This is a genomic window from Bacillus sp. JZ34, assembly GCF_053903205.1.
In genome coordinates, this window is record NZ_CP096403.1 from 4,141,035 (window position 1) to 4,166,984 (window position 25,950).

Consider the following 25,950-nt stretch of genomic DNA (forward strand, 5'->3'; position numbering starts at 1 on the left):
CGAAGGAACCTGTGGTAAAATACGAAATGAAAACGAATACGAGGATGAGAAGCGTGATTGAAAAACCAAAACCGTTTTATGAACAATCCTACCATGCGATTAAGCGAATGATATTTGAAGGGAAATTAAAGCCCGGTGAACGAATCGCCGAAGCGAAGTTAGCTAAGGAGCTCGGCGTCAGCAAAAGCCCTTTGAGAGAAGCGATCAGAGTTCTGGAAAAAGAGGGGCTCATCGTCATCGACTCAAGAGTGAAGGTCTATCAGCCGACAATCAAGGACGTTGAAGAAATCTATTTTTGCAGAACGGCGCTTGAATCATTCGCTGCGGGATTGACGGCAAGAATTGCAACGGCAGAGGAACTGAAAACGATTGAAGACGTTTTGCAAAAAACGGAGGAAGCCATCCTTCAATCCAAGGATCAAAACACAATTATCCAATTAAATGATACATTTCACGACTTAATTATCCAATATACACGAAACAGTCTATTGCGGAAGCAGCTCAACGATTTGGAAGGATTAATTTATTATTTCCGCATTTTGAATTTTGAAGGAGAAAAACGGGCTGAAGCCATTTTGGAGCAGCATCGGGAAATTTTCCGCCATATGAAACAAAGAGACGACGAGCAGGCATCAAAAGCTATGATTCGCCACCTTAAGCTTGATCTTGACCACTTAGTCGAAGTACTGTCTCACCGCGGGGAAAAATGATAAAGAGGACTGCCTGTCTTAAGGCGCCCTCTCCTTTTTTTAATAGAAAGAAACAAATTCATTAACCGGCTCGCGATATCCTCTCAAGCGTCGGCTGCTTTCTTTTTCTTTGCCGATCGTAATCATGAGGACGATTTCATGTGTATCCGGGATCTCTAGCAACTCGCGGACCTGATCGCTGTCAAATCCGATCATTGGGCATGTGTCCCACCCCCGGTTTTTGGCGGCAAGCATAAACATCATCGCAGAAAGAGAAGCATTGCGAATCGCTTCTTCCTTCATGAATGGCTCCCCGCGCGTCTCGTAAAATTGGGTATTGTTTTCAACCATTTCCTGCAGCTCAAAGTCCTTAATAATTCCTAAATCCCTCATGCCTTCGTTGATTTTTTCCGTTTGCCGGTAGGCGTAGCGGTCTCCCGTCACTAAAATCACGGCAGAGGCTGAATGCACTTTATATTGGCCGCTCGCAGCTTCCCTGATTTTTTCTTTTAAATCCTTCTCCAATACCACTTTATACTCTGCGTGCTGCAAATTGAACGCTGAAGGCGCTAGCTTGATATCCTCAAAGATAGGCTCCAAATCTTTCACCGTAATTTGAACATCTTCCAGAAAATTATTTGCAGAGTGACGCGTTTCGATAAGCTCGTTAAATTCCATTTTCAAAAAACTCCATTCATCTATCCTTTTGCATCAATATCCTTACTTTTATGATCGACGATAAGCTACCTATTGTTTAGCGATGCTCACATGAACCAAAGAGAACGCGGCGTGGTGTCGGGCTTCTGTCGATAGACATGCTCAAATGTCTTGTGACCGGCGTCATAGCAGCTTCTGTCACCACATTAATTTTTCCTTCGAACCTTCTATACTCAGCAATCAACCATGCTACGCCAAAATCAAAATGCTATAATTGAGAAAAAATGTGAAAGAAAGCAGCGTGTGAACTATGAAACTATCCTTTTTGCCCAGTAACACTTTTATCGATCCGAACGGTGAGAATATTAAGGAAATATCGATTCTTGTTGATCAAATCGTCAAATTTGTCATTGAGCATGCAAGCAACGCTGGGAATCACCGCACTTTGCCTTCTCCGGAATCATCACATTACGGCGATATACCCGAGACCGGAATCGAATTAGAAGAGCTCTTAAAAAAGTTGCAGGCGATTGTAAAAAACTCCATGAATCCTCTAGGCCCGAATTATATGGGGCATATGGATTCCATACCGACTCTAATGTCTTGTCTGGGCGAATTCGTCAGCACTTCAATCAATAACAATATGCTGAGCCTTGAAATGTCGCCTGTCTTTTCGAAGATGGAAGTACAGCTTTTGGGCACCATTGCCCGTATGTTTGGATATGACGACAACTCAGGGGGTGTGATGACAAGCGGCGGAAGCCTCGCGAATCTTCAAGCGCTCGCAGCAGCGCGAAACAATCAATTGAAGGTAAAGGAATCGGGGTTATTCGGTCTTTCCGGACAGCCGGTCATCTTTGCTTCAGACGTCAGCCATACTTCCTTACATAAAGCAGCGATGCTGTTGGGACTGGGTACCTCCAGCGTAATCCCGGTGAAAAACAGCAGCGATTCGAAAATGGATCTTGACGATTTAAGAAAGAAAATCGAGCAGGCAAAAAATGAAGGCAAGATTCCTTTTGCAATTGCAGCCACGGCCGGAACGACAGTCACAGGAAGCATCGACCCCATTCGATCGATCGCTGACATCGCAAAGGAAAACGGATTATGGCTGCATGTCGACGCGGCATACGGAGGAGCACTCATTTTTTCAGAAGCTTACCGCGATAAGCTGAACGGAATCGAAATGGCAGATTCCATCACATTCAATCCGCAAAAATGGATGTACATTGCGAAGACTTGTGCAATGGTTTTATTCAAAAATCACGGCGTTTTGGAAACCGGTTTTCGCATTTCCGCCCCTTATATGAATGAAACAGCCTTTGCTAACTTGGGCGAAATCAGTGTTCAGGGCACGCGGCATGCGGATATCCTAAAGTTATATTTATCGCTTCAGCACATTGGATTAAAAGGCTACAGGGAGCTGTTGCATGAAAGCCTCGCATTAAAAGACGAGTTTACCAAGCAGGTGAAACAGCGCCATTATCTCGAACTGTCCAGCGAGCCGGATACAAACGTTGTCTGCTTTAGAGGCATCCCGCATAACCTTGATGAAGCTCAATGGGATAACTGGAATCTCGAATTGCAGCAGTTTTTGTTGAATGAAGAAAACGTCTTCTTTTCATTGCCTGCATATAGGGGAAACCGCTGGCTCCGTGCCGTTTTGTTAAATCCTTTTATCTCTAATACCCTTATTCAAAGGGTCTTTGAAAAAATTGATCAGTTTTATGATCAGGGGATATCGTGTTAAATGAATAAACAGACTTTGAAAAGGAGGAGAAATATGACAAAGAAAATTGGCACAGAAGAAGCCATTCAAAGATGGAATCGATTTGCCGATGCTTATGCTGCCAATCATACCGAACTTGGAGACATCCACAAAGAAGTGTTTTTAAATCCTGCTATTTTTTCTCTCATTGAAACGGTAAAGAATCAACGTGTGCTCGATGCCGGGTGCGGTGAAGGGTATTTCAGCAGGCTGCTGGCCAAGGCCGGAGCCAATGTAACGGCTGTCGATTACTCGCCGAGAATGATCGACATTGCCAAGAAAAGGACGCCGGATGATTTGCCGATTGAGTATCAGCACGGGAACTGTGAAGACCTGAATATGTTGGAAGACAAAAGCTTTGATTTAATTATATCGAATATGGTCATGCAAGACCTTGCGGATTATGAAAAAGCGTTTCAGGAAATGCATCGGCTGCTGACAGACCGCGGATTTTTTATTTTTTCAATTTTGCATCCCTGCTTCATTACGCCGGAAAGCGGCTGGGAAAAAACAAAAGACGGAAAAAAACTGCATTGGAATGTAGACCGGTATTTTTATGAAGGTACATACGAACAAAAGCTTGGCGATCGGGAGAATATGCTGTTTTTCCATAGAACCTTGACGAGCTATATTAACATTTTGATGAAAACGGGCTTCATGCTCGAAAGCATAGTAGAACCAAAGCCATCAGAAGAAATACTGAAAAAATATCCGTCATTTGCAGAAGATTTCAGATGTCCTGATTTTATCGTTTTTAAATTAAGAAAGCCCTGCGGCGATGTCCGATAGGCCTCATATCGATGGAACCTTTTCCTACCCTTTTTGAATGTCTGTTTTTCTTCGCGACCAAATGACGGATGGAATCAGAGCCAAGATAACAGCCCTCCCGCCAAAGATAATGCAGCATAGCTTGAATGAGCGACAACCATTCCTGAAAGAGTCCCGCCGGAAGCTCCCGCCAATGCGATCAAAACATCAAGCGTTCCTTGCCCTTTCGCACGTGTAGAAGGCAACGATCAATAAAACGAGCGAATCACTGGGATCCAGCGCCACCACTGCACCAGCGAGCAGTAAGGTTACTTCTGAGGCGATGCTCATGGCTGTCCGGCCAATTTTGTCAACAAGAACCCCTGTGACAAGTGATGGAAGATACATTGAACCGATATGAAAACCTATCACGATCCCGACATCTCCTAAGCTGTGTCCGTGGCACTGCATATGAACGGGAGTCATGATCATAATCGCAACCATCACAATTTTTGCACCTTTTGTAAAGTTGTTAAGAGCATGTCCCCTTCAACATTTTACGAACCTGAATCTATCCATATTCCGATTTTAGATTGTGGTGGTATTTCGGTTTCAGGTATTAAAAAAACTAGCCACCGAATCAGTAACTAGCCAGATGATGTTCTGTTAATTCTGACTTGCGACAACTATTAAATCTTCCTATTTACACTTGTTACATAAAATTTCGTGAGCAAATTTAGATAACACTCTATCTAAAGGACCGACAGGCATCCGCCTTTTATTCGGCATTCTAATAGCTACAGTCATCTCATCATTTTCGTTTATTTCTTTTCCACATCGAGAACATTTTAGTTTTACGTCCTTAAAAAAACCTTTAAAAGAAGCCGTCATATTAAAAACCTCTATCCTGTTCATTTATTCTAAGTAATTCCAGAAAACAAATTTAACGTTATTTTTATTCCTATACTAGCTACTGTATTAAAATTGGAGCCCATATGGTATTTATTAATTTCTTAATCGAATAAATATTTTTCAAACTTTGAAGTGCAAAACGATGATTCTCGAAGCGACTGCTGCAATATGCTTTATTATTTTGTTTTAAAAGTAATTTCATAATATAAATAGCGGTTGCAATTAAAATAATAGGAAATTGCAAACCTGTATTTCCTATTTTAACATAACTTACCTTTCAATCCTAGATCAAAAATAATAATACAGCGACAACAGCCGCCCTATCGAAGATATACTTAACACACCCACAATCTTGTGGCGGTACACTTTAAGAGAAGAAGCGAAGTGAAAAAACAAGATTGTGCTTTGTGCATTTCCTATACGTCCTACCAATGGAAGCCCCCTCCTATATGATTGTAGTTTGGTCTTCCTTTAAAATACAGTTTTAGCACCGTTATTTGCTCTTTAACAAGATTACAGCAATATTCTTTTTTCACTCTTGAAACGGTCATCCCATCGCCGATCGGCATCAACAGGGATTCTAATTGAGGATGGGCGGCGACCGCTTGATCGAATTTCTTCATGGATTCTGTATGACGCTTCGGTGCAGCATAATCGTCTGCTACACTTCCCCCTGTAAGTGCGCAATCGGCAACAATTAAAGCACCCGGCACCGTCAATTTGATGCAATACGCCAAGTAATGTTCATAATTTCCTTTGTCTGCATTGATAAAGGAAAAAATTGAATCGCTTTTGATTGTCGGCTAATGTTTCAAGACTTTCCATAGCCGGTCTATCATATCCGATACCTGGCTGCCGAATAGGGATAATTGGTATTTTAATTCTTGCTATTGTATTTAGAGTCATTAAGACACCCTACAATTAGTTTATGAATCTTCTTCAAAAACAGTCCAAGCAGTATTAATTGGCTATACGACTTGACAATGAATCACTGTTTTTCAATGGAGAAATTATTCAAGGCTTGAAGACTCATTCTATCCCTGAAAAAAATTGCCCCCTAGTAACAAAAGGGGGCGTTCTTCTATTTTCTTTATATTGCTCTTTTTTCAACTAAAAAATGCTTTATTGTTTTATCAGCAGCAGGGATTTCCCAATTCTTATTTTTCCAGTTTGCAAACAACACTCCCTACATGGTCATGCTTTAACGGATAATCTGACATTTCCCGAACCGCCTTTTCCGCCATTGATTTGCAAGCTTGATATTGGGTTACTTTAGATTTCTTTTTGTAATCGGAGAGACAATAGATCTTGCAGTAGAATTCTCGCTCCTTCAGGGCTTAACACAATCCCGCCTGATAAAATTTTATTATTATCCGACACCGTGCCGGTAACAAAACACGCTTTGCCTTCTAAATATTTGCGCAATATGACTTTTTCATCTTCAACAAATATCTCTATTGAATCTTGTTCGTTTATTTTCAATACTTTTCTTATCCTTTTAGGTAAGACAATTCTCCCCAGGTCATCCATTTTCCTAATAAATGCTGCTTTTTCCAAAAAACATCCTCCCTATCTTTTTTGAATTTTCCTGTATAAAACTCAGGCAGAATGATTTTTCAGATAAATTCCGAAGGCATTAACACCTTAGCTGCATATAAATCAATTTTTCCGCAGCCGGCACATACGACAGCGACGGAAGGAATCGCTTCAGGCCTAACATTCAAAACAGAAGAATAATCTTGCAGATCCAGCCTTACATATGGGTCTATTATGATCGCTTCATCATGATTGCAATTTGTGCAGGGTTTTATAAGGCCTTTCTTTATCATTGCTTTTTTTATTCTGCTTTTTAATTGTTCCATATCTTTCACCTCTAACCTGAAAGGCTGATTAATACGAGCAGCGAAAACGAGCATAACTACATCAAATCATAATTCTTCATCTACAGCCAACAGGTTGTACATGTTTCGCTGTAACCCATCAAAAACCTCATCGAAAGAACGGTATGTAAATCGAATTTTTCGATTTAAATAAGTCGCAGGGATTCCTGCGACTTATGATCAAACTCTTTTTCCATAAATGATGTACCGTTTCGGGGCATTGCCGATATACGTAAAGGGATAGCAAGTCGTAAGAATGAGCTCCTCTTTGTCATGCTGCAGCGTAATAATGGATGTATCATTTTTATCAACGATTTTTGTCTTTTCAATTTCATATGAAAAGCTTCCATAAGGCAGCAAAATCTTCAATTGATCCCCTCTTTTTAGTTCACCCGTTCGCCGAAAGACTGTATCCCGATGGCCCGACAAAACAATTTGTCCATTATCATTTGGATAGTAGCTGCCTTTATAGTGCCCGACTCCTTTTTCCAAATCATCCGCATCCGTTCCCTCCACAATCGGAAGCTCTGCGTGGATTTTTGGAATCTCCAGAATACCGGCTGCTTCGCCGAACTTGGGTTTGAACCGGTCTCGATCTGCTTTTTGAGGATGCTCGATTGCGAGTTTAGCTGCTTCTAATGTTTGTTCCGTCTTTTTGCTGGTATCCATCACCTTCCAGACACCATAGCCAATAAGGACGAGTCCGGCTGCAATGATGAGGATAGGAAGATTCTTTTTCACGACAGAGATTAGACACTTCTCTTTCTTCTCAAGTACCAAATGGCCGATCCAACCAACAGCAACCCTAAGCCGCAAAGAATCAGATTAAATGTATTTGTAGCAGTATCCGGAAGCTCATGTACTCCGCCTGTCTTCTTAGCTTTATCTTTCGGTTCAGATGGACTTGGCTTTTCTGGTTTTTCAGGCTCTCCTTGGTTATTAGGCTCGGGATCCTTCGGTTCAACCGTAATGTCTGTTCCCGGTTTATCCGGTGTATCGATATTTCCCCCGTCTACAGATGCAACGTTTTTAATCGTTTTGCCCGCATAGCCGGACTCGATTTTCGCTTGGAATGTCACCGTTCTCCATTCCGTATCGCTTACATCTCCAAAGTTCGCTGTAACCTTGCCGTCTGTAAATGTACCTTTACCACCATGGCTCACTTTTAGGCTGCCTTTTACATATGACAGGCCGGCTGGAAGCTTGTCTGAGATGACCAGGTTTTCAACTTTGCTGTCTGTTACCGTATTGCGGGTTTTAATCGTGTAGACCACCGTGTCGCCCGCTTCATACTTTTCCTTATCAGAATCTAGGTTTTTCGCTGTTTTCTCAGATTCTAAAATTGGATCACGCGGATACACTTTCACTTCATGGCTCGGCTTGTCAGGTTTGTCAACATTGCCGCCGCTGATCGTCGCTGTATTGACAATGTCTTTGCCCGCTTGGCCGGACCTAACTTTCACTTCAAATGTTACGGTATGCAACTTCGTGTCCGTGACATCGCCAAATTCCCCTGAAACTTTTCCGTCTCCATAATGCCCTTGATCATCGTCTTGAGCGTCTGTCACCGCAGTGCCGTCCACTTTCAATGTACCTGGAACATATTCAAGGCCTTCCGGAATGGCGTCGGAAATGGTGAGGTTTTTGACAAGGCTGTCTTCAACCTTGTTTTGGGTCTGGATCGTGTAAAGAAGCGTGTCCCCGACTTCAGGGTGATCCGCATCGGTGTTCCCTTCAGCTTTTTCTTGAAGGCTAGCCGTTTTCTTTGAGTCAAGCTTTGGCTTTTTCGGATCAACTTTGATGTCTGTTCCCGGCTTGTCAGGATCATCGATGTTTCCGCCGTCAACGGTTGCCACGTTTTTAATCGTTTTGCCTATATAGCCGGACTCGATTTTCGCTTGGAACGTCACAGTTCGCCACTCTGTGTCGGTGACGTCACCGAAATTCGCCGTGATCTTTCCATTTTCAATTTTCGCTTCGCCGCCGTTGCTCGCTTTTATGCTGCCTTCGACATATGTCAGGCCGGCTGGGAGTTCGTCCGAAATCGTCAAGTTTTCTACCAGGCTCTCTGTTACCGTATTGCGGGTTTTAATTGTGTAGACAACCGTGTCGACCGCTTCATACTTGTCTTTATTTGAATCCAGGTTTTTCGCTGTTTTCTCAGATTTTAAAACTGGATCACGCGGATATACTTTCACTTCATGGCTCGGCTTGTCAGGTTTGTCAACATTGCCGCCGCTGATCGTCGCTGTATTGACAATGTCTTTGCCCGCTTGGCCGGACCTAACTTTCACTTCAAATGTTACGGTATGCAACTTCGTGTCCGTGACATCGCCAAATTCCCCTGAAACTTTTCCGTCTCCATAATGCCCTTGATCATCGTCTTGAGCGTCTGTCACCGCAGTGCCGTCCACTTTCAATGTACCTGGAACATATTCAAGGCCTTCCGGAATGGCGTCGGAAATGGTGAGGTTTTTGACAAGGCTGTCTTCAACCTTGTTTTGGGTCTGGATCGTGTAAAGAAGCGTGTCCCCGACTTCAGGGTGATCCGCATCGGTGTTCCCTTCAGCTTTTTCTTGAAGGCTAGCCGTTTTCTTTGAGTCAAGCTTTGGCTTTTTCGGATCAACTTTGATGTCTGTTCCCGGCTTGTCAGGATCATCGATGTTTCCGCCGTCAACGGTTGCCACGTTTTTAATCGTTTTACCAATATAGCCGGACTCGATTTTCGCCTGGAACGTCACAGTTCGCCACTCCGTGTCGGTGACATTGCCGAAGTTTGCTGTGATCTTGCCGTCTTCAAATGTCGCTTCGCCGCCGTTGCTCGCTTTTATGCTGCCTTCGACATATGTCAGGCCGGCTGGAAGTTCGTCGGAAATGACGAGATTTTCTATCGTACTTTCAGTTATCTTATTGCGTGTCTTAATCGTGTAGACGACCGTGTCGCCCACTTCAAATATATCCTTGTCCGAATCGAGGTTCTTTGCCGTTTTCTCAGATTCTAAAACTGGATCACGCGGATAGACTTTCACTTCATGATTCGGCTTATTAGGCTTGTCAACATTATCGCCGCCGGCGGTTGCCGTGTTGACAATATCTTTCCCTGCTTGGCCAGGCTGCACCTTCACTTCAAATGTCACATGATGCCATTCCATATCGGTGATATCGCCGAATTGGCCGTTTACTGTGCCATCTGTATAATCGCCCTGATCATCGCCCTGTGCGTCAGTTACCGCTTTACCGTCCACTTTCAATGTCCCCGGAACATATTCAAGTCCTTCCGGAATCGCGTCTGAGATCGTAAGATTTTTTATGAGACTGTCTTCAGAAATATTTCGGGTCTGAATCGTATACAGAAGCGTGTCCCCGACTTCAGGATGATCTGCGTCTGTATTTCCTTCAGCTTTTTCCTGAATGGACGCGGTTTTCTTCGATTCGAGCTCCGGATTACGCGGATACACTTTCACTTCGTTGTTCGGCTTATCCGGATCATTGATATTGTCTCCGTTTACGTTTGCCGTGTTGACAATATCCTTACCGGATTGGCCGGACTTTACCTTCGCCTGGAATGTCACGGTGTGCCATTCGGTGTCCGTTACATTGCCAAACTGGCCTGTCGCTTTGCCTTCGGCGTAATGGCCTTGATCACCGTCTTGGGCATCGCTTACCGCTTTACCGTCCACTTTTAAAGTATCCGGGACATATTCCAAACCTTCCGGAATCGCGTCTGAAATGGTGAGATTTTTTACAATACTGTCTTCAGAGGTATTTCGGGTCTGAATCGTGTACAGAAGCGTATCTCCCACTTCCGGATGGTCGGCATCTGTGTTGCCGTCCCCTTTTTGTTGTATGGATGAGGTTTTCTTTGATTCAAGCTTGGGTTCATTAAAGATGATCGGCGTCGTTACTTCATTTGATTCCGTTTGTTCATCTTTTTTCGTTAATAAATTGTCGTAGTTAATTTGCGCCTTGTTATTGACTTTTGTAACGTCGTAGTCCGTTAGCGTTTTCACTTTAAATTGAACAGTGACTCCATTAGGCAAGTCGGTCGTATTTAGCAAATTACCTAGCTTGACGTTTACCTTGCTGCCGTCAAAATGGCCTTCGTCACTGTCTGATGCATCAGTTAGATTTTTTGTCGTCGAACCTTTGATCAATTTTAACGATCCAGGGACATATTCCGTTCCCTCCGGGATAAGATCGGTGAAGTTTGCATTTGCAGCGATGTCTCCGCCTTCGTTTTTGACTTGAACCGAGTACGTCAGCTCATCGCCGGCGTGCACCTCTCCCTGCGGAGAAACCGTTTTATTGGCAGTTACACACGGTTCTGTGCCCAAGAAGATATCATCCAAAAAGTTCCCGGCTCCTAAGCTTCCGCCGGCGGAACTCACTGCCTCAAAGCCGAATCGTGTTGTCGTCTGTCCAGCTGGAACGGTATAAGAGCCAGTATGAGTCCCCCATGCTGCTCTCCCATCAGACAGTTGTTTTTGGACCACGGTATCGTACGGGTTATTAGTCGCTGCCCCAATGCGAACCTGCATGGTGTCAACGCCTTGCCTTCCCATATGGGACAAGCGCCAGTAGATGGTTTGACCAGGCGTTGTCTTCACATCTTGATACAGCATGCCGTTTTCAAAAGCGTTCAATTCAGCCCACCGGTTTCCATCAGGAGGTGCAGGCCAATTTTTCACCGTTGAAGGGAGATTCTCTGCGTAATTCCATATTTCAATCACTTTATAACCAACGGCTTCGTCAGTTGTCTTCCAGCCTGGAACTTCAGATTCGTAAAAAAAATAACCTGAATTATTATATGCAGTTCCTCTGGCAGCACCTTGCTCAAAGCTGCCGTTAATCAGCGCTACCGGAGCTGGGCAAGGATTTTCTGCCGCTTGGGTTGCTTCCGTACTTTCCTCCGCATGCACCTGATTAGGCAAAACAGCAGCCGACAGATTGCTTGCGATTAATAGCAAGATTGCAAAAAACATTAGACATTTTCTGAGCTTCAGTTTGTAAGATTTAGGCAGAAAATTCTTTTGCATCAATTCCTCACTCCAATAGTCATTTTTTCACAGACAATATTTGCTGTAACGGTTGCTGAAATATCATATTTCAACCTAATATTTTCAAATATGTTCTCAATATGACCCTCCTTTCAATAAAAACTTACCAAAATAGTTTTATATTTCACAATATAACAAAATATTGATATTTAAATTCAAATAATCGACAAATTTGTATATTTTTTATCTGTATATTATTAATAAATGGAAATTATCAAGATGATTTAAGATCATTTTTATGACAGTTTATGAAACTATATTATTTTGAGAGTCTTGAATCCGAGCTAAATCTTATGACTAATCCGAGGCATGAACATTTGAGCTGACAAAGAGCTGTATCTTTCCTCCGCGATACTCGTTCCCAATTAAAAATCTTCCTTCTCTGTAAACCAATAGTACCAAGAAGAATGAAAACACTGAATGTGACGATACACTCAAATTTCGCAAACCGAATCAAAGCCAAGGAGCATCCAATATATAGTTTTTTTACCAATCCTATCTTTGCCTCTTCTTAGCTTTTTTTCATTCTTCAAGTCGGGTTCGCAATTCAGATGCTTTACATCTCATCAAAGATATTTGCTAATAATCGGGTTTGTAAATTTCCAATTTTCCGGTTCATCATTTGTCTTTTTATGAAAATATTTGGTTCGTTTTATGAAAAAATGATAAGGGTCGTTTTTTAAATTTTTTTTGAAAACTGTGCATAATCATGTCCAAGGAGGGAATGAAAAGGGGGGCCATGAAAAGGTTTTGAGTATTTTGCGGTTATTTTTACAATCAAAGATGCGGGGAAGTGCTGTTGTGCTTCCAAAACGTCTAATCGCGAAAAAAAGCCGATGCTCGTCAGCATCGGCTATTCGACTAGTATCTCTATGGCAAAATCAACAAAGCTGCAAAGTCGTTCGGTAACTTCACTTTGCTTCTGCTTTAAATTGGCTCAAATTTTAATGGGGATACAATAGAAATCAAAACAAACCCCTCATAAGCTATGAGAATGAAAAAACACCTTTCACAATGCCTAGGGAACTTTTAATCCCATAAGCCATTACATCCGGATTGGATGTTCAACAATAAAGCTTATCCAGCCTTCTTTATACTCCGCATGGATATGACCTTGATCAAGTTCAACAATTCTTTTTGAGATAGCAAGCCCAAGTCCGGTTCCTTGATTATCTGTTCTGGCCTTATCTCCCATGAAAAACCGTTCAAACAATTTGTTTATATTGTTAACAGGGAATTGATCAACTTTGTCTGAAACTTTTCCAGGGGATTAAGGAGATTAGGGCAAGTAAAACATCTTTATTTTTCAACCTTGTTCCCGGTGTAACGATGATTATTTCATTTGCTGATGGAACACAGATAAAGGTATTTCAAGTTATTGGTCTTTGTTAGTTATATTAGGTGTTTTAAATGCTTCGGGGATAATACGTATAATTTTAAAGAACAGTCAGCTGTATAAAGAAACAGGGATTATTTTTGAAAAAATGTGTTAAGTTAAATATAAACTAATTATAGGAAGAAGGTGATCCCATGCCAAACAAAAGTAAACCCAATAGATTAATCGCTGAGAAGTCACCATACTTACTCCAACACGCCCACAACCCCGTTGACTGGTACCCCTGGGGCGAAGAAGCCTTCGAAAAAGCGAAACGCGAAAACAAGCCGGTACTTGTCAGCATCGGTTATTCGACTTGTCATTGATGCCAATAAGAAACTAAGATAGAAATCTTATCTTAATCATAAACATAAATCTACATGTGATCGGGCATAGTTAATATACATGAAGGAATTGAAAGAAATAACAATAACTTTAGATCGTTCCCAAAGTTTACTGAAAACCCTTGATTTTTGATGTTGAACCTTTTAAATATTTGATATTTTGGGGTTGAACAGATGTTTTTTCACCAAAAAGTGCTATAATAGGGTATAATTAGTACCACAACAACTTTTCGAAGGGGGACATTTAGCTTATATGCAAACATTTAACTTTATTTCAGGAGTGTGTTCAATATTATCTTTCATAATAAGCATCTTTGTTGCTGGGAAAGTTATAAAGATAACCAAAAATTTAAATATCAATTCAAATAACGCCAGAAAACAACTAGTTATTGGAAGAGGGAACAAAACAGCTGGGAATGATATGGAAAATGTTTGAGAGAATACTGCAAATAATAGCTGGAAACAATAATAAATCTGCAGGTAGGGATATAAAAGAAACAACTCATATCTATAATTTTAATCCTCATCCTATCAGGTTCTATGAACAAGACCTAAAAGAAATTATAGAATGTTTCTCTAACGAAACTGACAATATCAACAATGTTATTGAAAATACAACAGATTTCTATCGACCTAAAATTAAGAAAAAAAACGAAATCAATAGACTTTCAAATGAATATTTTGAACACATAAAGAAAAATAGCTTAATGCACTTTGAAAAAATCTCCATTTTTCTCAAAGACATAAGAAATGAAGAGTTTTTAAAAATGTACCTTAGTACAACAACAGAAATAAACAATAAAATCGTATGCAATAGGAGAGAGTTCGAGTATTTCGAAAAGATCTTTGATGCGATATATAACTATATAGTTGAAAAGTCTAATTATGAACTTCCATTCAACAAAGAACTCATATGGGTTTTTCTACATTATATGTATTATAATTGCGACATAGGTGATAAACATGATCAAACCTCATAAATATATGGATTTAAAACTTTCAATTTTTAATATTAGTCACATTATTATACAGAAATTAAAAAATAAAAATCTCTACTCATATGATGATTTATATAAAGCTATTTGTCAAGAAATTAATGAAGATGGCATTATGGAACTTTTTAATTTGGCACTTACTTTTTTGTATTCTTTTAATGCAATCAAATACAATAAACATTCTGATAATGTGGAGTTGCTAAAGAATGAAAATATCTAAGATATATTCAAATAACAGTAGATTTAATGATTTAGATTTTACTGATGGGTTAAATATAATACTTGGTAGAGTAATAAATCAGCAAAACCTTGAATCTGATTCACACAATTTAGGAAAGAGTACTCTTATAAATTTAATAGATTTTATGTTTTTAAAAGGATTAAAAACAGGTAACTTTTTAAAAGATAACATCGAAAAGTTCAGTGACTATACTTTTTTTATGGAGCTTAAAAAAAACAATTCACAATACATAACAATAAAAAGAAGTGTGAAGAACAACACTAAGATATCCTTGAAATTCCATAACGAGGGCAAACAAGACTTTCGAGAGGAATTAGCTTGGGACTATAAAGACCTTCCCTTAACTTCGTCTGATGTAAACAAGAATCCCAAGGAAATATTAAATCGTTTTTGGGGATTTAGCGAGTTGCTTCCTTATGATTACAGACAATATATTAACTATTTCTTAAGAACACAATATGATTATGATGAAGTTTTTAAGCTAACAAAGTTTAGGGGTAGCGATTCTTCATGGAAACCAGCAATCGCTCAATTACTCGGATTTAATGGTGCGTTAATTAAAGAAAAGTACTTGAAAGAATCAGAAATTAAAGATGAATTAACATTATTTAATGATATGGAACAAAAACTTAAAATTAATCTTAATCAGTTAAACCAAATTAAATCTTTGTTAGATATAAGTGAAGCAAAAAAAGAGAAGCTTCTAACGAAAATCGATGATTTTGATTTTTATATGAATGAAAGAGAACTAAATAGAGAATTAATTGAAGAAATAGAAACGAATATCTCTAAATTAAATAGTAAAGAATATAAATTAAAATATGAGATAAAGAAAACTCAAGAATCTTTAAGAAACAGTGTTCCTTTTGATATAAGTAAATTACAAACGCTGTTCTCTGAAATAAAAATATTTTTCCCAAATGAATTAAAGAAAGAGTATGGTGATTTAGTTAAGTTTAATAATGATATTACAGAAGAAAGAAACCTACTCTTAGAAGAAAACTTAGCTATTTTACAAAAGGACTTGGAGTATGTAAATAATAAGTTACGGAAAGAAAATAAGCGTCGTAATGAAATTCTTTCTTTGTTAAAAGAAAAAGATTCCTTCACTAAATTCAAGAAGTACCAAATGGAGCTTGTTGAAGTCGAAAATGAGATTAGTAACCTATTAAGCAAAATGGACAATTACGATCTCTTAAAAGAAATGGATGACGCTATTAAAGCTAAGGAAGCAACACTACAAAACATAATTGATCGTATAGAACACCATTTAAATCAGGGCAATAATTTATTTAAGCAAATAGCGATAGATTTTTCCCAATTGGTTTTAGAGATACTAGGGGAAACTGCAATACTCTTTTATGAGATCAATGATTCTAAAAACGTTGAATTCAGGGCCAAAATAATAGGAATAGATGAAGCAGAATTAACATCTAAATCCGATGGTTACTCATATAGAAAAATGTTATGCGTGTGCTTTGATTTAGCTGTTCTAATTAATTACCCTACCGAAAAATTTTACCAATTTGCTTATCATGACGGGAGCTTAGAGTCCTTATCAAATACAAAAAAAATAAAATACATTAATAAAATAAGAGAATTATGTTCCAATAATGGAATTCAATATATCTTTACAGCCTTAGAAGATGACATCCCCAGAAATTCAGATGATTCCCTATATAAAATTTATGATAATGAAATAACAATTACATTGGATGACCGCGAAAATAACGAAGGCAGACTATTTGGAATGAGTTTTTAATTTTGAAAATCCATTTTTTATCTAATGCAAAAAGAATTTTATAATTTAAAGAGGGTATATTAAAGAATATATTACTTAAATTCGAAAGAAGGTGATCCCATGCCCACTAACAATAAACCCAATAGATTAATCGCTGAGAAGTCACCATATTTACTTCAACATGCTCACAACCCTGTGGATTGGTTCCCTTGGGGAGAAGAAGCATTTGAAAAAGCGAAACGCGAGAACAAACCTGTACTCGTATCTATTGGGTATAGCTAGTCTGGGTAGCTATACGCACATGTCATTGGTGCCATGTCATGGCTCATGAAAGCTTCGAAGATGAAGAAGTTGCGAAGCTCCTGAATGAAAAATTCGTCTCTATTAAAGTGGACCGCGAGGAGCGGCCTGATGTGGATTCAATTTATATGACGATCTGCCAGATGATGACGGGGCAGGGCGGCTGGCCGTTGAATGTGTTTTTAACGCCTGATCAGAAGCCGTTTTATGCGGGTACATATTTTCCGAAGACGAGCCGGTTTAACCGGCCGGGATTTGTTGAGGTGGTGAAGCAGCTTTCCGATACTTTTGCGAACAACCGGGAACATGTTGAGGATATTGCTGAAAAAGCCGCCAACAACCTGAGAATCAAAGCGAAAAGCGATGCCGGCGATTCGCTCGGCGAAGACATGTTGAGACGGACGTATCAACAGCTGATCAACAGCTTCGATGCGGCGTACGGCGGTTTCGGAAGCGCACCGAAATTTCCGATCCCCCATATGCTGGCATTTCTGCTTCGCTATCATCAATACAGCGGCGAGGAGAACGCGCTGTACAGTGTGACGAAAACGTTGGACAGCATGGCGAACGGCGGCATTTACGATCATGTCGGCTACGGGTTCGCCCGCTATTCGACAGACGACGAATGGCTCGTTCCCCACTTTGAAAAAATGCTTTACGATAATGCTTTATTGCTGATCGCATATACTGAAGCCTATCAAATCACGAAAAACGAACGGTATAAACAGATTTCCGAGCAGATCATCACATTTGTCCGCCGCGAAATGACCGATGACAGAGGCGCTTTTTATTCAGCGCTTGATGCCGACACGGAAGGCGTGGAAGGCAAATATTATGTGTGGTCAAAAGACGAAGTCCTCGAAACGCTCGGGGATGAACTAGGCGAATTGTATTGCGCTGTTTACAACATCACGCAAGAAGGGAATTTTGAAGGACACAATATCCCAAACTTGATCTACACCAGGCTGGAAAACATCAAGGATGAATTCGCGCTGACAGATGAAGAGCTTCAGAACAAGCTTGAAGAAGCGAGAATAAAACTTTTTGAAAAACGGCAGGAAAGAACGTATCCCCATGTCGACGACAAAGTGCTGACATCTTGGAACGCTCTGATGATCGCGGCTCTTGCCAAAGCGGCGAAAGTCTACACTGCGCCCGAATACTTGGAGATGGCGCGAGCTGCAGTCGCGTTCATCGAGAATAAATTGATTCAAGACGGACGCGTTATGGTCCGCTACCGTGACGGCGAGGTGAAACATAAAGGGTTTATCGATGACTACGCCTTCCTGCTGTGGGCCTACATCGAATTGTATGAAGCATCACTTGATTTAACCGATTTGCGAAAAGCCAAAAAGCTCGCAGAGGACATGACGGGGCTGTTCTGGGATGAAGAGCACGGGGGTTTTTATTTTACGGGAAACGATGCCGAGGCTTTGATCGTGCGGGATAAAGAAGTATACGACGGCGCCCTCCCGTCCGGAAACGGCGTCCTGGCCGTGCAGCTGTCCCGGCTTGGTCGGTTGACCGGCGATTTAACGCTCCATGATCAAGCGGCAAAAATGTTTTCTGCATTCAATGGAGATGTCTCCGCTTATCCGAGCGGCCATACAAACTTTCTCCAAGGCCTGTTGAGCCATGTCATGCCGCAAAAAGAAATCGTTGTGCTCGGAAAGCGCCATGACCCGGACAGACAGAAGATCGTAAGCACTTTGCAGCAGGCTTTCCAGCCGAATTACGCCGTCCTCGCCGCAGAATCGCCTGACGATTTCAAAGGGATTGCCGACTTTGCGGCCGAATACAAAGCAGTCTATAACAAAACGACTGTCTATATTTGTGAAAACTTCGCCTGCAGACAGCCGACCACGAATATAGACGAAGCGCTCGATCAGTTGGTTTAAACGGATGCCATCATGGGAATAACATCTGCAAACACCTAATCAGAAAGGGGTTATGACCATGAAGCAAAAGAATCTGATCTCAGGTCTCGCCGTTGCCGCCGGAGTCACCGCATATATGCTCAAAGACGAAACAAGAAGACAAAAACTGAAATCGTACTTGCAAAGCGTCAAAGAAAAGATCCCTTACTTTTCGGAAAAACACAACGTAGATTCATTCCCGGTTGAAAAAGCAGGCCATCCGTCTCCGCATGATATCGAAGATAACAAAATGGTATCGGAAGGATCCATGTACCCTGTTCAATACTACGATGAAAAGAAAAAATAGCGATGCATGAGCTGTCATATTTATGGCAGCTTTTCTGCTGCCGTGTAAAAACTGCAAGCGGATGATAGATATCAAAAAATCCAAAAATAAAAGCCGCCCGTCGGCAGCCTCTTCAAACCTTATATTTTATTTTCATAGCAATAATGATTGACAAGCTCTTCAATTAAATCATGTTCTGGAAACTCTCCGTGAAACTCAAAGGGAATCTCCTCGACAAACCGGCCGCGCCGGTATACATGGATGGCGCCGTTTTGTCTGGTCACGCTGTATTCCGGTTCAAACGTGTATCCGTTCCGCTCTATTGCACCCATTGTTCATGCCCGCCTTTCAAAACAACAGTTCATACACTTCGTTTAATTCTCTTGTTCGTTTATGGTCCTGTTCATTCAGCGCATATTTCATCTCATGTTCAAGCACTTGATTCAGAAATTCCATTTCCCGCTCCTCCAAGTGCTCGACAAACTCTTCCTCATTGGCATATCGCCCGGAAACGATTTTTCTGTAAATGTTTTGTCCTATGCCGTGTTCAAGGTGATTCGACAGTGACTCACGGAGGTAGCCCAATGTTGTGTCCATGATTCAATCTCCTTTTTTACCTTATAGGTTGGGTGAATTCTTGATGATTCATGCATGAGCGGCCTAAATTTTCAATAAGAAAAAGGCGATACACCATGATGCTGTGCAGATAAAAACTTTCTCCTTCCCAGATGGTAGGCACCTAGAGCGAAGAAGACTGAACACGCAGCAATGAGAAAGACGGCTTTTCCCCCGTACAAGGCAAGCATCATTCCCCCCAGCCAAGGCCCTAAAAATTCACCGATGTTGTATAAGTTTTGCATGCCGTAATACGCGCCCTTCATATGATCCGGAGCAAGCTCGTCCAAAAGGACATTCATTGAAGGAAAACATAAAATTTCGCCGATTGTCAGAACAAACATCGAAAGCATAAAAACAATCCAGCCATTTGCGACAGAAAAACCGACATTCCCCAACATGCAAAAAACGGTTCCAATTGATATTGTTGTTAAGGATTTATACTTCTCAAATAAACGGGTGAGCGGCACTTGTAAAAGGATGACCGTCACTGCGTTTAACGTAATTAAAGTCGAAAATATTTTAACTCCGTTTGCAAAGTCGTTATTTAAATACTGCAGCAAAGTACTTTCCATTTGCGAATAGCTGAACAAAAAAAGGATGCCGCCGGCTATGTAAAATCGAAGAGCCTTGTCTTGCTTTAACGTTTTTAAAACGGAACCTGCCTGAATTTTTTCAGAAGCGGTTTTTGTCTCTTTCACCGTGATCAGCCGAATCATCATCAAGCTTAAAAGTGCAGCATAGCCAAAATAGACAAGCCCTGTGATGATAAACGGCATTCCGGTTTTGGCAAGACCGAAATAAGTGCCCAATAAAGGTCCGACAGCGGCTCCAATATTAATGGCCAAATACCGCAAAGAGAAAATGCGGAATCTCATCTCCCGTTCCGATAACTCAGCCATCAAAGCCTTTGACACAGGTTCAAAACACGAATGGCAAAGCCCGCTTAAAATATTTAGCAATAAAAACCACATGAAATCATGGACAAGTCCAAAAAGAATGAATACAAAGCTCCAAATGAAAATGGATGAAAGCATCACTTTTTTTCTGCCGATTTTATCTGAAAGCGCTCCTCCGACTACCCCTCCTACAGTGCTTGAAAAATAGCCTAAACCGATCACAAGCCCGATGGTTCCAAAATCGGCTCCCGTTTTCATATGAAGATAGAGTGCCAAAAACGGGGTTGTCATCGACTTAGCCGCCTTTGTGACAAGCGTGCCTATCAGCAAAAATCGGATCAACGGGTGAAGGCGGCTGAATGCTTTAAATTGCGCAAACATCCGAAGTCTTTTCCCATTCGGTATGATCATGAAACCACGTTGCAAGCCGGCTGATGCGGCCGCTTAATTCGGCTTCTGTGTGCCCGGTAATCAAACAGCCTGCTATTGCGTCTACACTGGAAGACGAGCCGTGGAACCTGTCTCCGGCTTGAGCGAAAATATTTTGTTTCGCTAGCCAGTCTGTAGCTGGTGCCGGCATGATTTCTTTCAGCACGCCGTCTTTTGGTGGAATCAACAGCCAGCCGCTTAGGCGGTGCGGATTGTTGTTCACCGCCGGAATATGAAAGTCCAGGCCGCATTGCGCTTTAACACACGCTTCATTGATATCAAAGCCGAAAGTCTGCGCAGTAGCTTCACGGACCATAGCGCCGCCGGTTCTGCTGGCCACTTCACAAAACACCAGTTCATCATCCGGTGTATGAAACACTTCAGCATGGAATGTTGTAATATCCGGAACAGGAAGGGCAGCAAGCGCTTTTTGAACAAAATCAGTCAACCGCCGGGTGAGCGGATTTTCCCGTTCAAGCTGGAGGCTGCCTAAAAACTGTTGTTCCTGAAAAGCCAGACATCCGTTGATATAACGCGACGGCCAGCTGAGGACAGTCTCTCCATCAAGGATCAGACCGTCTATATGATACATATCCCCTTCGATAAACGACTCAACCTCCAGATGATCAGGAAAACCTTTCGAAAGAAAATTCCACACGTCCTGCCGATCCCTTAAAACGGTTGTATCAACAGACCCCGATCCGCAAATAGGCTTAACGACCACAGGAAAACCGAAAGTTTGAACAAACGTATATAAGTCGGCCGCCGAGTCGATTTTCTTAAAGTCCGGAACCTTTACACCGGCTTTTCTGACCTGCTCTTTCATTAATATTTTGTTGCGGAACAACAGAGCGCTTTCGTAAGACTGCCCTTTTATACCCAAAAGCGACCTCAGCTTCCCCGCCCTCAACATATCAAATTCTGATGATGCAATAATCGTTTTAAAGTGATACGTTTCATTCAGCTCCAAAGCACGCATTTCGATGCATCCATTAACCGGATAATCGTCAAACGCTTCGATCACATCATAATTTCTGCATTCATCCGCACGATCGGTTGAAGTCAGCATGGCCACCGGTTCGTTCAATTCCTCCAGCCATACATCATACGGAGACTTGCAATAAGCTGTTTTATTTAGGATAAGCGTACTCATAGCCGTTTCTCCTTTCTTGTAAAACATGTTGTTCAACTTTATAATAGTAAAAGTATTTAGATAACTCTAATATATCTTTATTTGATATTGATAACTTTTATTTATAAATAGAGGTGTGAAATATGAATCTTCATGCACTGCGATTGTTCTATTCGGTCGCGGAAACAGGCAGCGTCACCCAAGCTGCCAAACAGCTAAACATCAGCCAGCCTGCCGTCACCTCGCAAATTAAGAAATTAGAACGCGAGATCGACTGTACCTTATTCGTTCCTAAAGGCAGGGGGATTCTGCTGACACAGTCCGGCGCAGAGCTTGCAAAACAGGCAAAGCGGCTGTTTTCACTTGAAAAAGAAATTGAATTGTACGTGGAACAGTTAAGGGAAGGGTCAATTGGAAAACTGCGTATTGCCGCCACCTTCCTCCCCGCCAATTATTTGCTGCCAAGATGGCTCAGCCGCTATAAACAGCAATTTCCCAAGACAGAAGTTGAAATCACGACAACGAACTTTCAAAAAGCTTGTGAACAGCTGATCAACTATGAAGCGGACATTGGCCTGATCGGCGGGACAACGGAATTCGATCCTTTCATAAAAGGGACGCTGCTTTTAGAAGATGACATGCTGTTTGTCGTCAATAAAAATCATAGGCTTGCATCACAGTACACGACATTGGAAGAAGTGGTGAAAGAACCGTTTATCTTTCGTGAAGAAGGAAGTCTTTCCCGGGAGAAATTAATTTCTTTATGCACATTGCATCATGTCGACAAACCCAGAATAGGTATACAAATAAACGGATTGAATGAAACGATCAGAACGGTTATGGAAGGTTATGGAGTCGCTTTCACATCCTCTCTTGAAGTAAACGAATATATTGACCGGGGAGATATAGCGCGGGTTCATGTCAAACAAGTCGATTTAAAAAATCCTATTTCATTATGCATTAGAAGAGATGATCACCTTGCTCCTTCCGCCAGCAACTTTATTCAAATGATTCAAACGGCTTCGTATAGGCCTTAGCCGGCAGTTGTGACTGAGCAGGGGTTAGGCGTTTTCAAGGTCAACAGATCATAAATACTTCAAAAAAGCTCTCGCAAAAAGCGAGAGCTTTCTTTATGACTTGAGCCAGTCAAGCATCGCGTTCTTTACTCGTATCGGCAGCAATCAGGCCGAAGGTACTTTTCCATGATTTAAAATGTGCTGGAGTTCATTAAGCCTTTGAATTTGATAAGTCGGCTCAATGTCCGTATGATTCGCTGACATGTCTGGATTCATCCAGCATGTATCCAATCCGGCCAGCCGCCCCCCTTTTATGTCCGCTGTCAATGAATCCCCGATGATCAGCCCTTGATCGGCAGAAAAATGAGGAATTCGTTCAAAAACGTAATCAAAGTATTCTTTCATCGGTTTTTGAAAACCGGTGTCCTCTGAAACAAAAATCCCTTTAAACATCGGGTATAATCCCGAAGCTTGCAGACGCTTATACTGCGTTTTTGAAATACCGTTCGTCACGATATATAAATCATATTGATCCTGCAGGCTTTCAATTAATTCAAAAGCGCCGTCTATCAGTTGATGCCCTTCTTCAAGGAAGCTGCGATACTTCTCCTCAAGCAAAACGCCGTCAGCCTCTAGACCATATTCTTTGAATAAAAGGGAAAAACGCGTATTGACCACTTGGCCGCGGTCTATCTCCCCTTTTTCAAACGCCCTCCATAAACCTTGATTGATACGTCTATAATTCGCTTCTATTTCAGCTGTTAAAGGAATTTGCTGTTCCTGAAAAAGCTTCCGCAGTGCTGACTTTTCCGCTGCACCGAAGTCTAATAGTGTGTCATCCACATCAAAAAATAAAGTACGATAATTTTTCACAGATGTTCCTCCATTTAGCTTTTTAACAGTCGATCTTGCTGTCCTCTATGGCCTCAAGCTCGTTTTTCAGCAAGCTCATCGTCTCTGCCTTTTCTTTTTCTGTCTGAATGTCAAACGCCAGCTGCTCTGTAAACTCCCATATGTCCTCCAGTCTTCGCCTGATCTGATAAAACCGCAATGCGTTCTGATCAATTTCAAACCCTTTATGAGTCTCGCGATAAACCCGCAAAAACTCTTGTACATACGGTTGATTGGCAAAAAACATCAGATCCGCTTCAACAGGGGCCAATTTCAAGCCCTCCCAATCGATCAAAATCAATTCCCCGCCCGTTTTCATCATATTCCATCCATGAATATCTGTATGGCACAAAGCCAATCTTCTGTCGCTGCATTTCAAATCATCCGCCAGGGACAAGGCTGCCTCCATCATCTCGCGGATTGATCCGATGTAGGGTTGAATGAGTGGCGCCAGCTCACAAGGAAGGTGATCAAGCCATTGTTTCATCTCGCCTAAAAACGAAATATCATAGTTTTCTTTTATTCTTTCTGTCTTCACCGGGATCGTCTCGTCATATCGGTGCAGCTCCGCTATGATGCTGGCGAGCTTCTTCGCGCAGCCTTTGCCGAGCGGCCGGCCACCAATGGTTTCCCCGGCGATGTATTCATAAAGCACATAAACCGCATCATCATCTTCGCACTTGTATTCTCCATTTGTTGTTAAAAGCGGCACAGGCAGTTTCCCGCTGAGAGCGGTGCGGTCACTCAGCCACCTGAGAACAGGCATATAATCATCAATCAGAGCCGTCCATTTCGCTGTCGATGCCCTATTTTTATCATACACTTTTAGAAAGAAAGCGGCTTTTCCATCGGTTACTTGATAAGCGAGTGCTGTCCATCCCCCTTGCTCGGGAGAAATGTTCACACTGTCGATTCCATAATGCTCCTTCAATATTTTTTTAAGACTGAACATGGCGTTCACCTCCGCAAAAAACACACTCCCGGCTCACCTGCCGGGAGTGCGGCCATCATCTGATTAGTCAATTACCTTTGCATCAGGCTTCAGCTGCTGAACGCGTCTCACGTACTGTTTGACTTTCTCGGCTTCTGCGAAAAGATATTGTTCAGCCAGATGTTCAGCGACTGCTGCCGCTGTCTCTTCAAACAGATCCCACATCTTAAACAAACTGTTCCATACACGCTCATAATCAGCTGGCGGATACGTCTCCAAAAGCCTTTCCCACGTATTTCGATCAACATAGCGATCAAGAAACTTTGCATTCTTGCCTATGCTCAGCGAAAAGCCCGTTTCAAAACCGACCTTCCATTCGAGCATTTTCAGCAGCATGGCCCTGATGAGGTTTAAATGATCGAGTGCATAAAGAATTTCCTGCCGCCACAACCCTTTGGCCACATATGTCGACGTCCACCAAAATTCATTGCAGCAGTCGGCGAAGCATTGCGGGGACGGTTTTTGCACCCAATATTCCCGATCCGTCGGCGGCGGGATAACGGGCAGGTCCTGATCCTTATCGAGCAGGATCACGGTTAATCCGTCTACCCGGCAGTATTCCAGCTTTTCTTCAAGAGGCACAAGAATCAAATCAATGCGGCTACCGTCAGTAAATAACATCAAATAAGAAAAGCGGTTGCCAAGCTCATTCGGAAACAGCTCCATCGCTTCCGGCGTCTGCATGATGATCCGCTCCCCAAAAACGTCAACCCAGCCCGGCTCATCAAGAAAAGACTGCATATCTGTTACAACATAGACCATATCATAATCGCGAAAAGGGTCTTTCGGAACATTCGGATTCGTCCGCGAACCGTTCATACCGACCGCTCTAACGCGGTCGTCCTCCCGTGCGATCTTCAGCACCAAATCGATGATTTCCTGCTCTGTACGCATGTATATCAACCTCCTCTTTTTAATGGTTATAGAAAAACTTGATGAGGAGGTCCGCGATTACGTGGTTATATGAAATGCTCAGGAAACGTCGTCATCAATATACCCTCCCTCTTTTAACGAATGGCTTTCAGATCGTCTTCAAGGCGATCCAGCTGTGAAGAAAAGCCTTCGGCCA

Annotated in this window: 21 protein-coding genes and 6 pseudogenes; 12 read left to right on the forward strand and 15 right to left on the reverse strand. The window is 41.8% G+C overall.

Annotated elements, in window-relative coordinates; translation table 11 throughout:
- Positions 1-44 precede the first annotated feature (44 nt).
- Positions 45-710 (forward strand): GntR family transcriptional regulator, encoded by a 666-nt coding sequence (locus M1D90_RS20900; protein WP_039073258.1) that lies wholly within the window; start codon positions 45-47, stop codon positions 708-710.
- Between the two features lie 39 nt (positions 711-749).
- Here the strand turns inward: M1D90_RS20900 and M1D90_RS20905 are convergent, their stop codons facing one another.
- The gene (locus tag M1D90_RS20905) at positions 750-1,367 is read right to left on the reverse strand and encodes a nitroreductase family protein (RefSeq protein ID WP_456283040.1); all 618 of its coding nucleotides are present in this window, start codon (positions 1,365-1,367) and stop codon (positions 750-752) included.
- 289 nt (positions 1,368-1,656) lie between these two features.
- Here M1D90_RS20905 and M1D90_RS20910 point away from each other — a divergent pair, with 289 nt between their 5' ends.
- Positions 1,657-3,096, forward strand: coding sequence for a pyridoxal phosphate-dependent decarboxylase family protein (locus M1D90_RS20910; RefSeq protein WP_456283041.1), 1,440 nt, complete (start codon positions 1,657-1,659; stop codon positions 3,094-3,096).
- Between the two features lie 33 nt (positions 3,097-3,129).
- Entirely contained in the window at positions 3,130-3,903 is a 774-nt protein-coding gene (locus M1D90_RS20915) for a class I SAM-dependent methyltransferase (RefSeq protein ID WP_271750691.1), read from the forward strand.
- A gap of 24 nt (positions 3,904-3,927) precedes the next feature.
- Here M1D90_RS20915 and M1D90_RS20920 read toward each other — a convergent pair.
- The 7 genes and pseudogenes from M1D90_RS20920 to M1D90_RS20950 all read right to left on the reverse strand — a co-directional run.
- Positions 3,928-4,374: pseudogene (locus tag M1D90_RS20920) on the reverse strand (MFS transporter); the annotation flags it as partial.
- 926 nt (positions 4,375-5,300) lie between these two features.
- Positions 5,301-5,633: pseudogene (locus tag M1D90_RS20925) on the reverse strand (O-methyltransferase); the annotation flags it as partial.
- Positions 5,634-6,045: 412 nt separating this feature from the next.
- Positions 6,046-6,330, reverse strand: a complete 285-nt coding sequence (locus M1D90_RS20930) for an AbrB/MazE/SpoVT family DNA-binding domain-containing protein (protein ID WP_268342021.1) — start codon at positions 6,328-6,330, stop codon at positions 6,046-6,048.
- A gap of 59 nt (positions 6,331-6,389) precedes the next feature.
- Complete coding sequence (locus M1D90_RS20935; RefSeq protein ID WP_035337421.1) at positions 6,390-6,635, reverse strand: hypothetical protein; 246 nt, start codon at positions 6,633-6,635, stop codon at positions 6,390-6,392.
- Between the two features lie 198 nt (positions 6,636-6,833).
- Positions 6,834-7,394, reverse strand: a complete 561-nt coding sequence (locus M1D90_RS20940; RefSeq protein ID WP_035337424.1) for a class D sortase — start codon at positions 7,392-7,394, stop codon at positions 6,834-6,836.
- Between the two features lie 263 nt (positions 7,395-7,657).
- Positions 7,658-11,689, reverse strand: a pseudogene (locus tag M1D90_RS20945) (isopeptide-forming domain-containing fimbrial protein); the annotation flags it as partial.
- 1,066 nt (positions 11,690-12,755) lie between these two features.
- Positions 12,756-12,971: pseudogene (locus tag M1D90_RS20950) on the reverse strand (ATP-binding protein); the annotation flags it as partial.
- 2 nt (positions 12,972-12,973) lie between these two features.
- On the opposite strand from M1D90_RS20950, the pseudogene M1D90_RS20955 reads away from it, so the two are divergent.
- The 8 genes and pseudogenes from M1D90_RS20955 to M1D90_RS20990 all read left to right on the forward strand — a co-directional run.
- Positions 12,974-13,203, forward strand: a pseudogene (locus M1D90_RS20955) (hypothetical protein); the annotation flags it as partial.
- 37 nt (positions 13,204-13,240) lie between these two features.
- Positions 13,241-13,408 (forward strand): annotated as a pseudogene (locus M1D90_RS20960) (DUF255 domain-containing protein); the annotation flags it as partial.
- A gap of 410 nt (positions 13,409-13,818) precedes the next feature.
- Positions 13,819-14,409 carry an ABC-three component system protein gene (locus M1D90_RS20965; RefSeq protein ID WP_179289536.1) on the forward strand — a complete coding sequence of 197 codons (591 nt, stop codon included), beginning with the start codon at positions 13,819-13,821 and terminating at the stop codon, positions 14,407-14,409.
- Entirely contained in the window at positions 14,393-14,644 is a 252-nt protein-coding gene (locus M1D90_RS20970; protein ID WP_095292737.1) for an ABC-three component system middle component 6, read from the forward strand. The genes M1D90_RS20965 and M1D90_RS20970 overlap by 17 nt, the downstream gene beginning before the upstream one ends.
- A complete protein-coding gene (locus M1D90_RS20975) occupies positions 14,631-16,427 on the forward strand; it encodes a DUF2326 domain-containing protein (RefSeq protein ID WP_095292734.1) in 1,797 nt (598 codons plus the stop codon). Before M1D90_RS20970 ends, M1D90_RS20975 begins: the two co-directional genes overlap by 14 nt.
- 99 nt (positions 16,428-16,526) lie before the next feature.
- Complete coding sequence (locus tag M1D90_RS20980) at positions 16,527-16,688, forward strand: DUF255 domain-containing protein (protein ID WP_017474056.1); 162 nt, start codon at positions 16,527-16,529, stop codon at positions 16,686-16,688.
- Positions 16,689-16,726: 38 nt separating this feature from the next.
- Entirely contained in the window at positions 16,727-18,604 is a 1,878-nt protein-coding gene (locus M1D90_RS20985; protein WP_271750703.1) for a thioredoxin domain-containing protein, read from the forward strand.
- A 58-nt stretch (positions 18,605-18,662) separates the two neighbouring features.
- A complete protein-coding gene (locus M1D90_RS20990; protein WP_020449946.1) occupies positions 18,663-18,929 on the forward strand; it encodes a hypothetical protein in 267 nt (88 codons plus the stop codon).
- 119 nt (positions 18,930-19,048) lie between these two features.
- Here the strand turns inward: M1D90_RS20990 and M1D90_RS20995 are convergent, their stop codons facing one another.
- From M1D90_RS20995 to M1D90_RS21010, 4 genes are all read right to left on the reverse strand, one after another.
- Positions 19,049-19,240, reverse strand: a complete 192-nt coding sequence (locus M1D90_RS20995) for a YbxH family protein (RefSeq protein WP_003178500.1) — start codon at positions 19,238-19,240, stop codon at positions 19,049-19,051.
- Positions 19,241-19,256: 16 nt separating this feature from the next.
- On the reverse strand, positions 19,257-19,505 hold the full coding sequence (locus M1D90_RS21000; RefSeq protein ID WP_003178498.1) for a sigma-G-dependent sporulation-specific acid-soluble spore protein CsgA: 249 nt from the start codon (positions 19,503-19,505) through the stop codon (positions 19,257-19,259).
- A gap of 71 nt (positions 19,506-19,576) precedes the next feature.
- Complete coding sequence (locus M1D90_RS21005) at positions 19,577-20,803, reverse strand: MDR family MFS transporter (RefSeq protein WP_144497534.1); 1,227 nt, start codon at positions 20,801-20,803, stop codon at positions 19,577-19,579.
- Entirely contained in the window at positions 20,787-22,004 is a 1,218-nt protein-coding gene (locus M1D90_RS21010; protein WP_105979379.1) for an ATP-grasp domain-containing protein, read from the reverse strand. Before M1D90_RS21010 ends, M1D90_RS21005 begins: the two co-directional genes overlap by 17 nt.
- Positions 22,005-22,126: 122 nt before the next feature.
- On the opposite strand from M1D90_RS21010, the gene M1D90_RS21015 reads away from it, so the two are divergent.
- On the forward strand, positions 22,127-23,020 hold the full coding sequence (locus tag M1D90_RS21015) for a LysR family transcriptional regulator (RefSeq protein ID WP_020449942.1): 894 nt from the start codon (positions 22,127-22,129) through the stop codon (positions 23,018-23,020).
- 144 nt (positions 23,021-23,164) lie between these two features.
- On the opposite strand, the gene M1D90_RS21020 is transcribed toward M1D90_RS21015, so the two are convergent.
- From M1D90_RS21020 to M1D90_RS21030, 3 genes are all read right to left on the reverse strand, one after another.
- Positions 23,165-23,872, reverse strand: a complete 708-nt coding sequence (locus tag M1D90_RS21020) for a YjjG family noncanonical pyrimidine nucleotidase (RefSeq protein ID WP_020449940.1) — start codon at positions 23,870-23,872, stop codon at positions 23,165-23,167.
- A 22-nt stretch (positions 23,873-23,894) separates the two neighbouring features.
- Positions 23,895-24,842, reverse strand: a complete 948-nt coding sequence (locus M1D90_RS21025) for an aminoglycoside phosphotransferase family protein (RefSeq protein WP_231005835.1) — start codon at positions 24,840-24,842, stop codon at positions 23,895-23,897.
- A 63-nt stretch (positions 24,843-24,905) separates the two neighbouring features.
- A complete protein-coding gene (locus tag M1D90_RS21030) occupies positions 24,906-25,775 on the reverse strand; it encodes an aminoglycoside 6-adenylyltransferase (protein WP_456283042.1) in 870 nt (289 codons plus the stop codon).
- Positions 25,776-25,950: the final 175 nt, after the last annotated feature.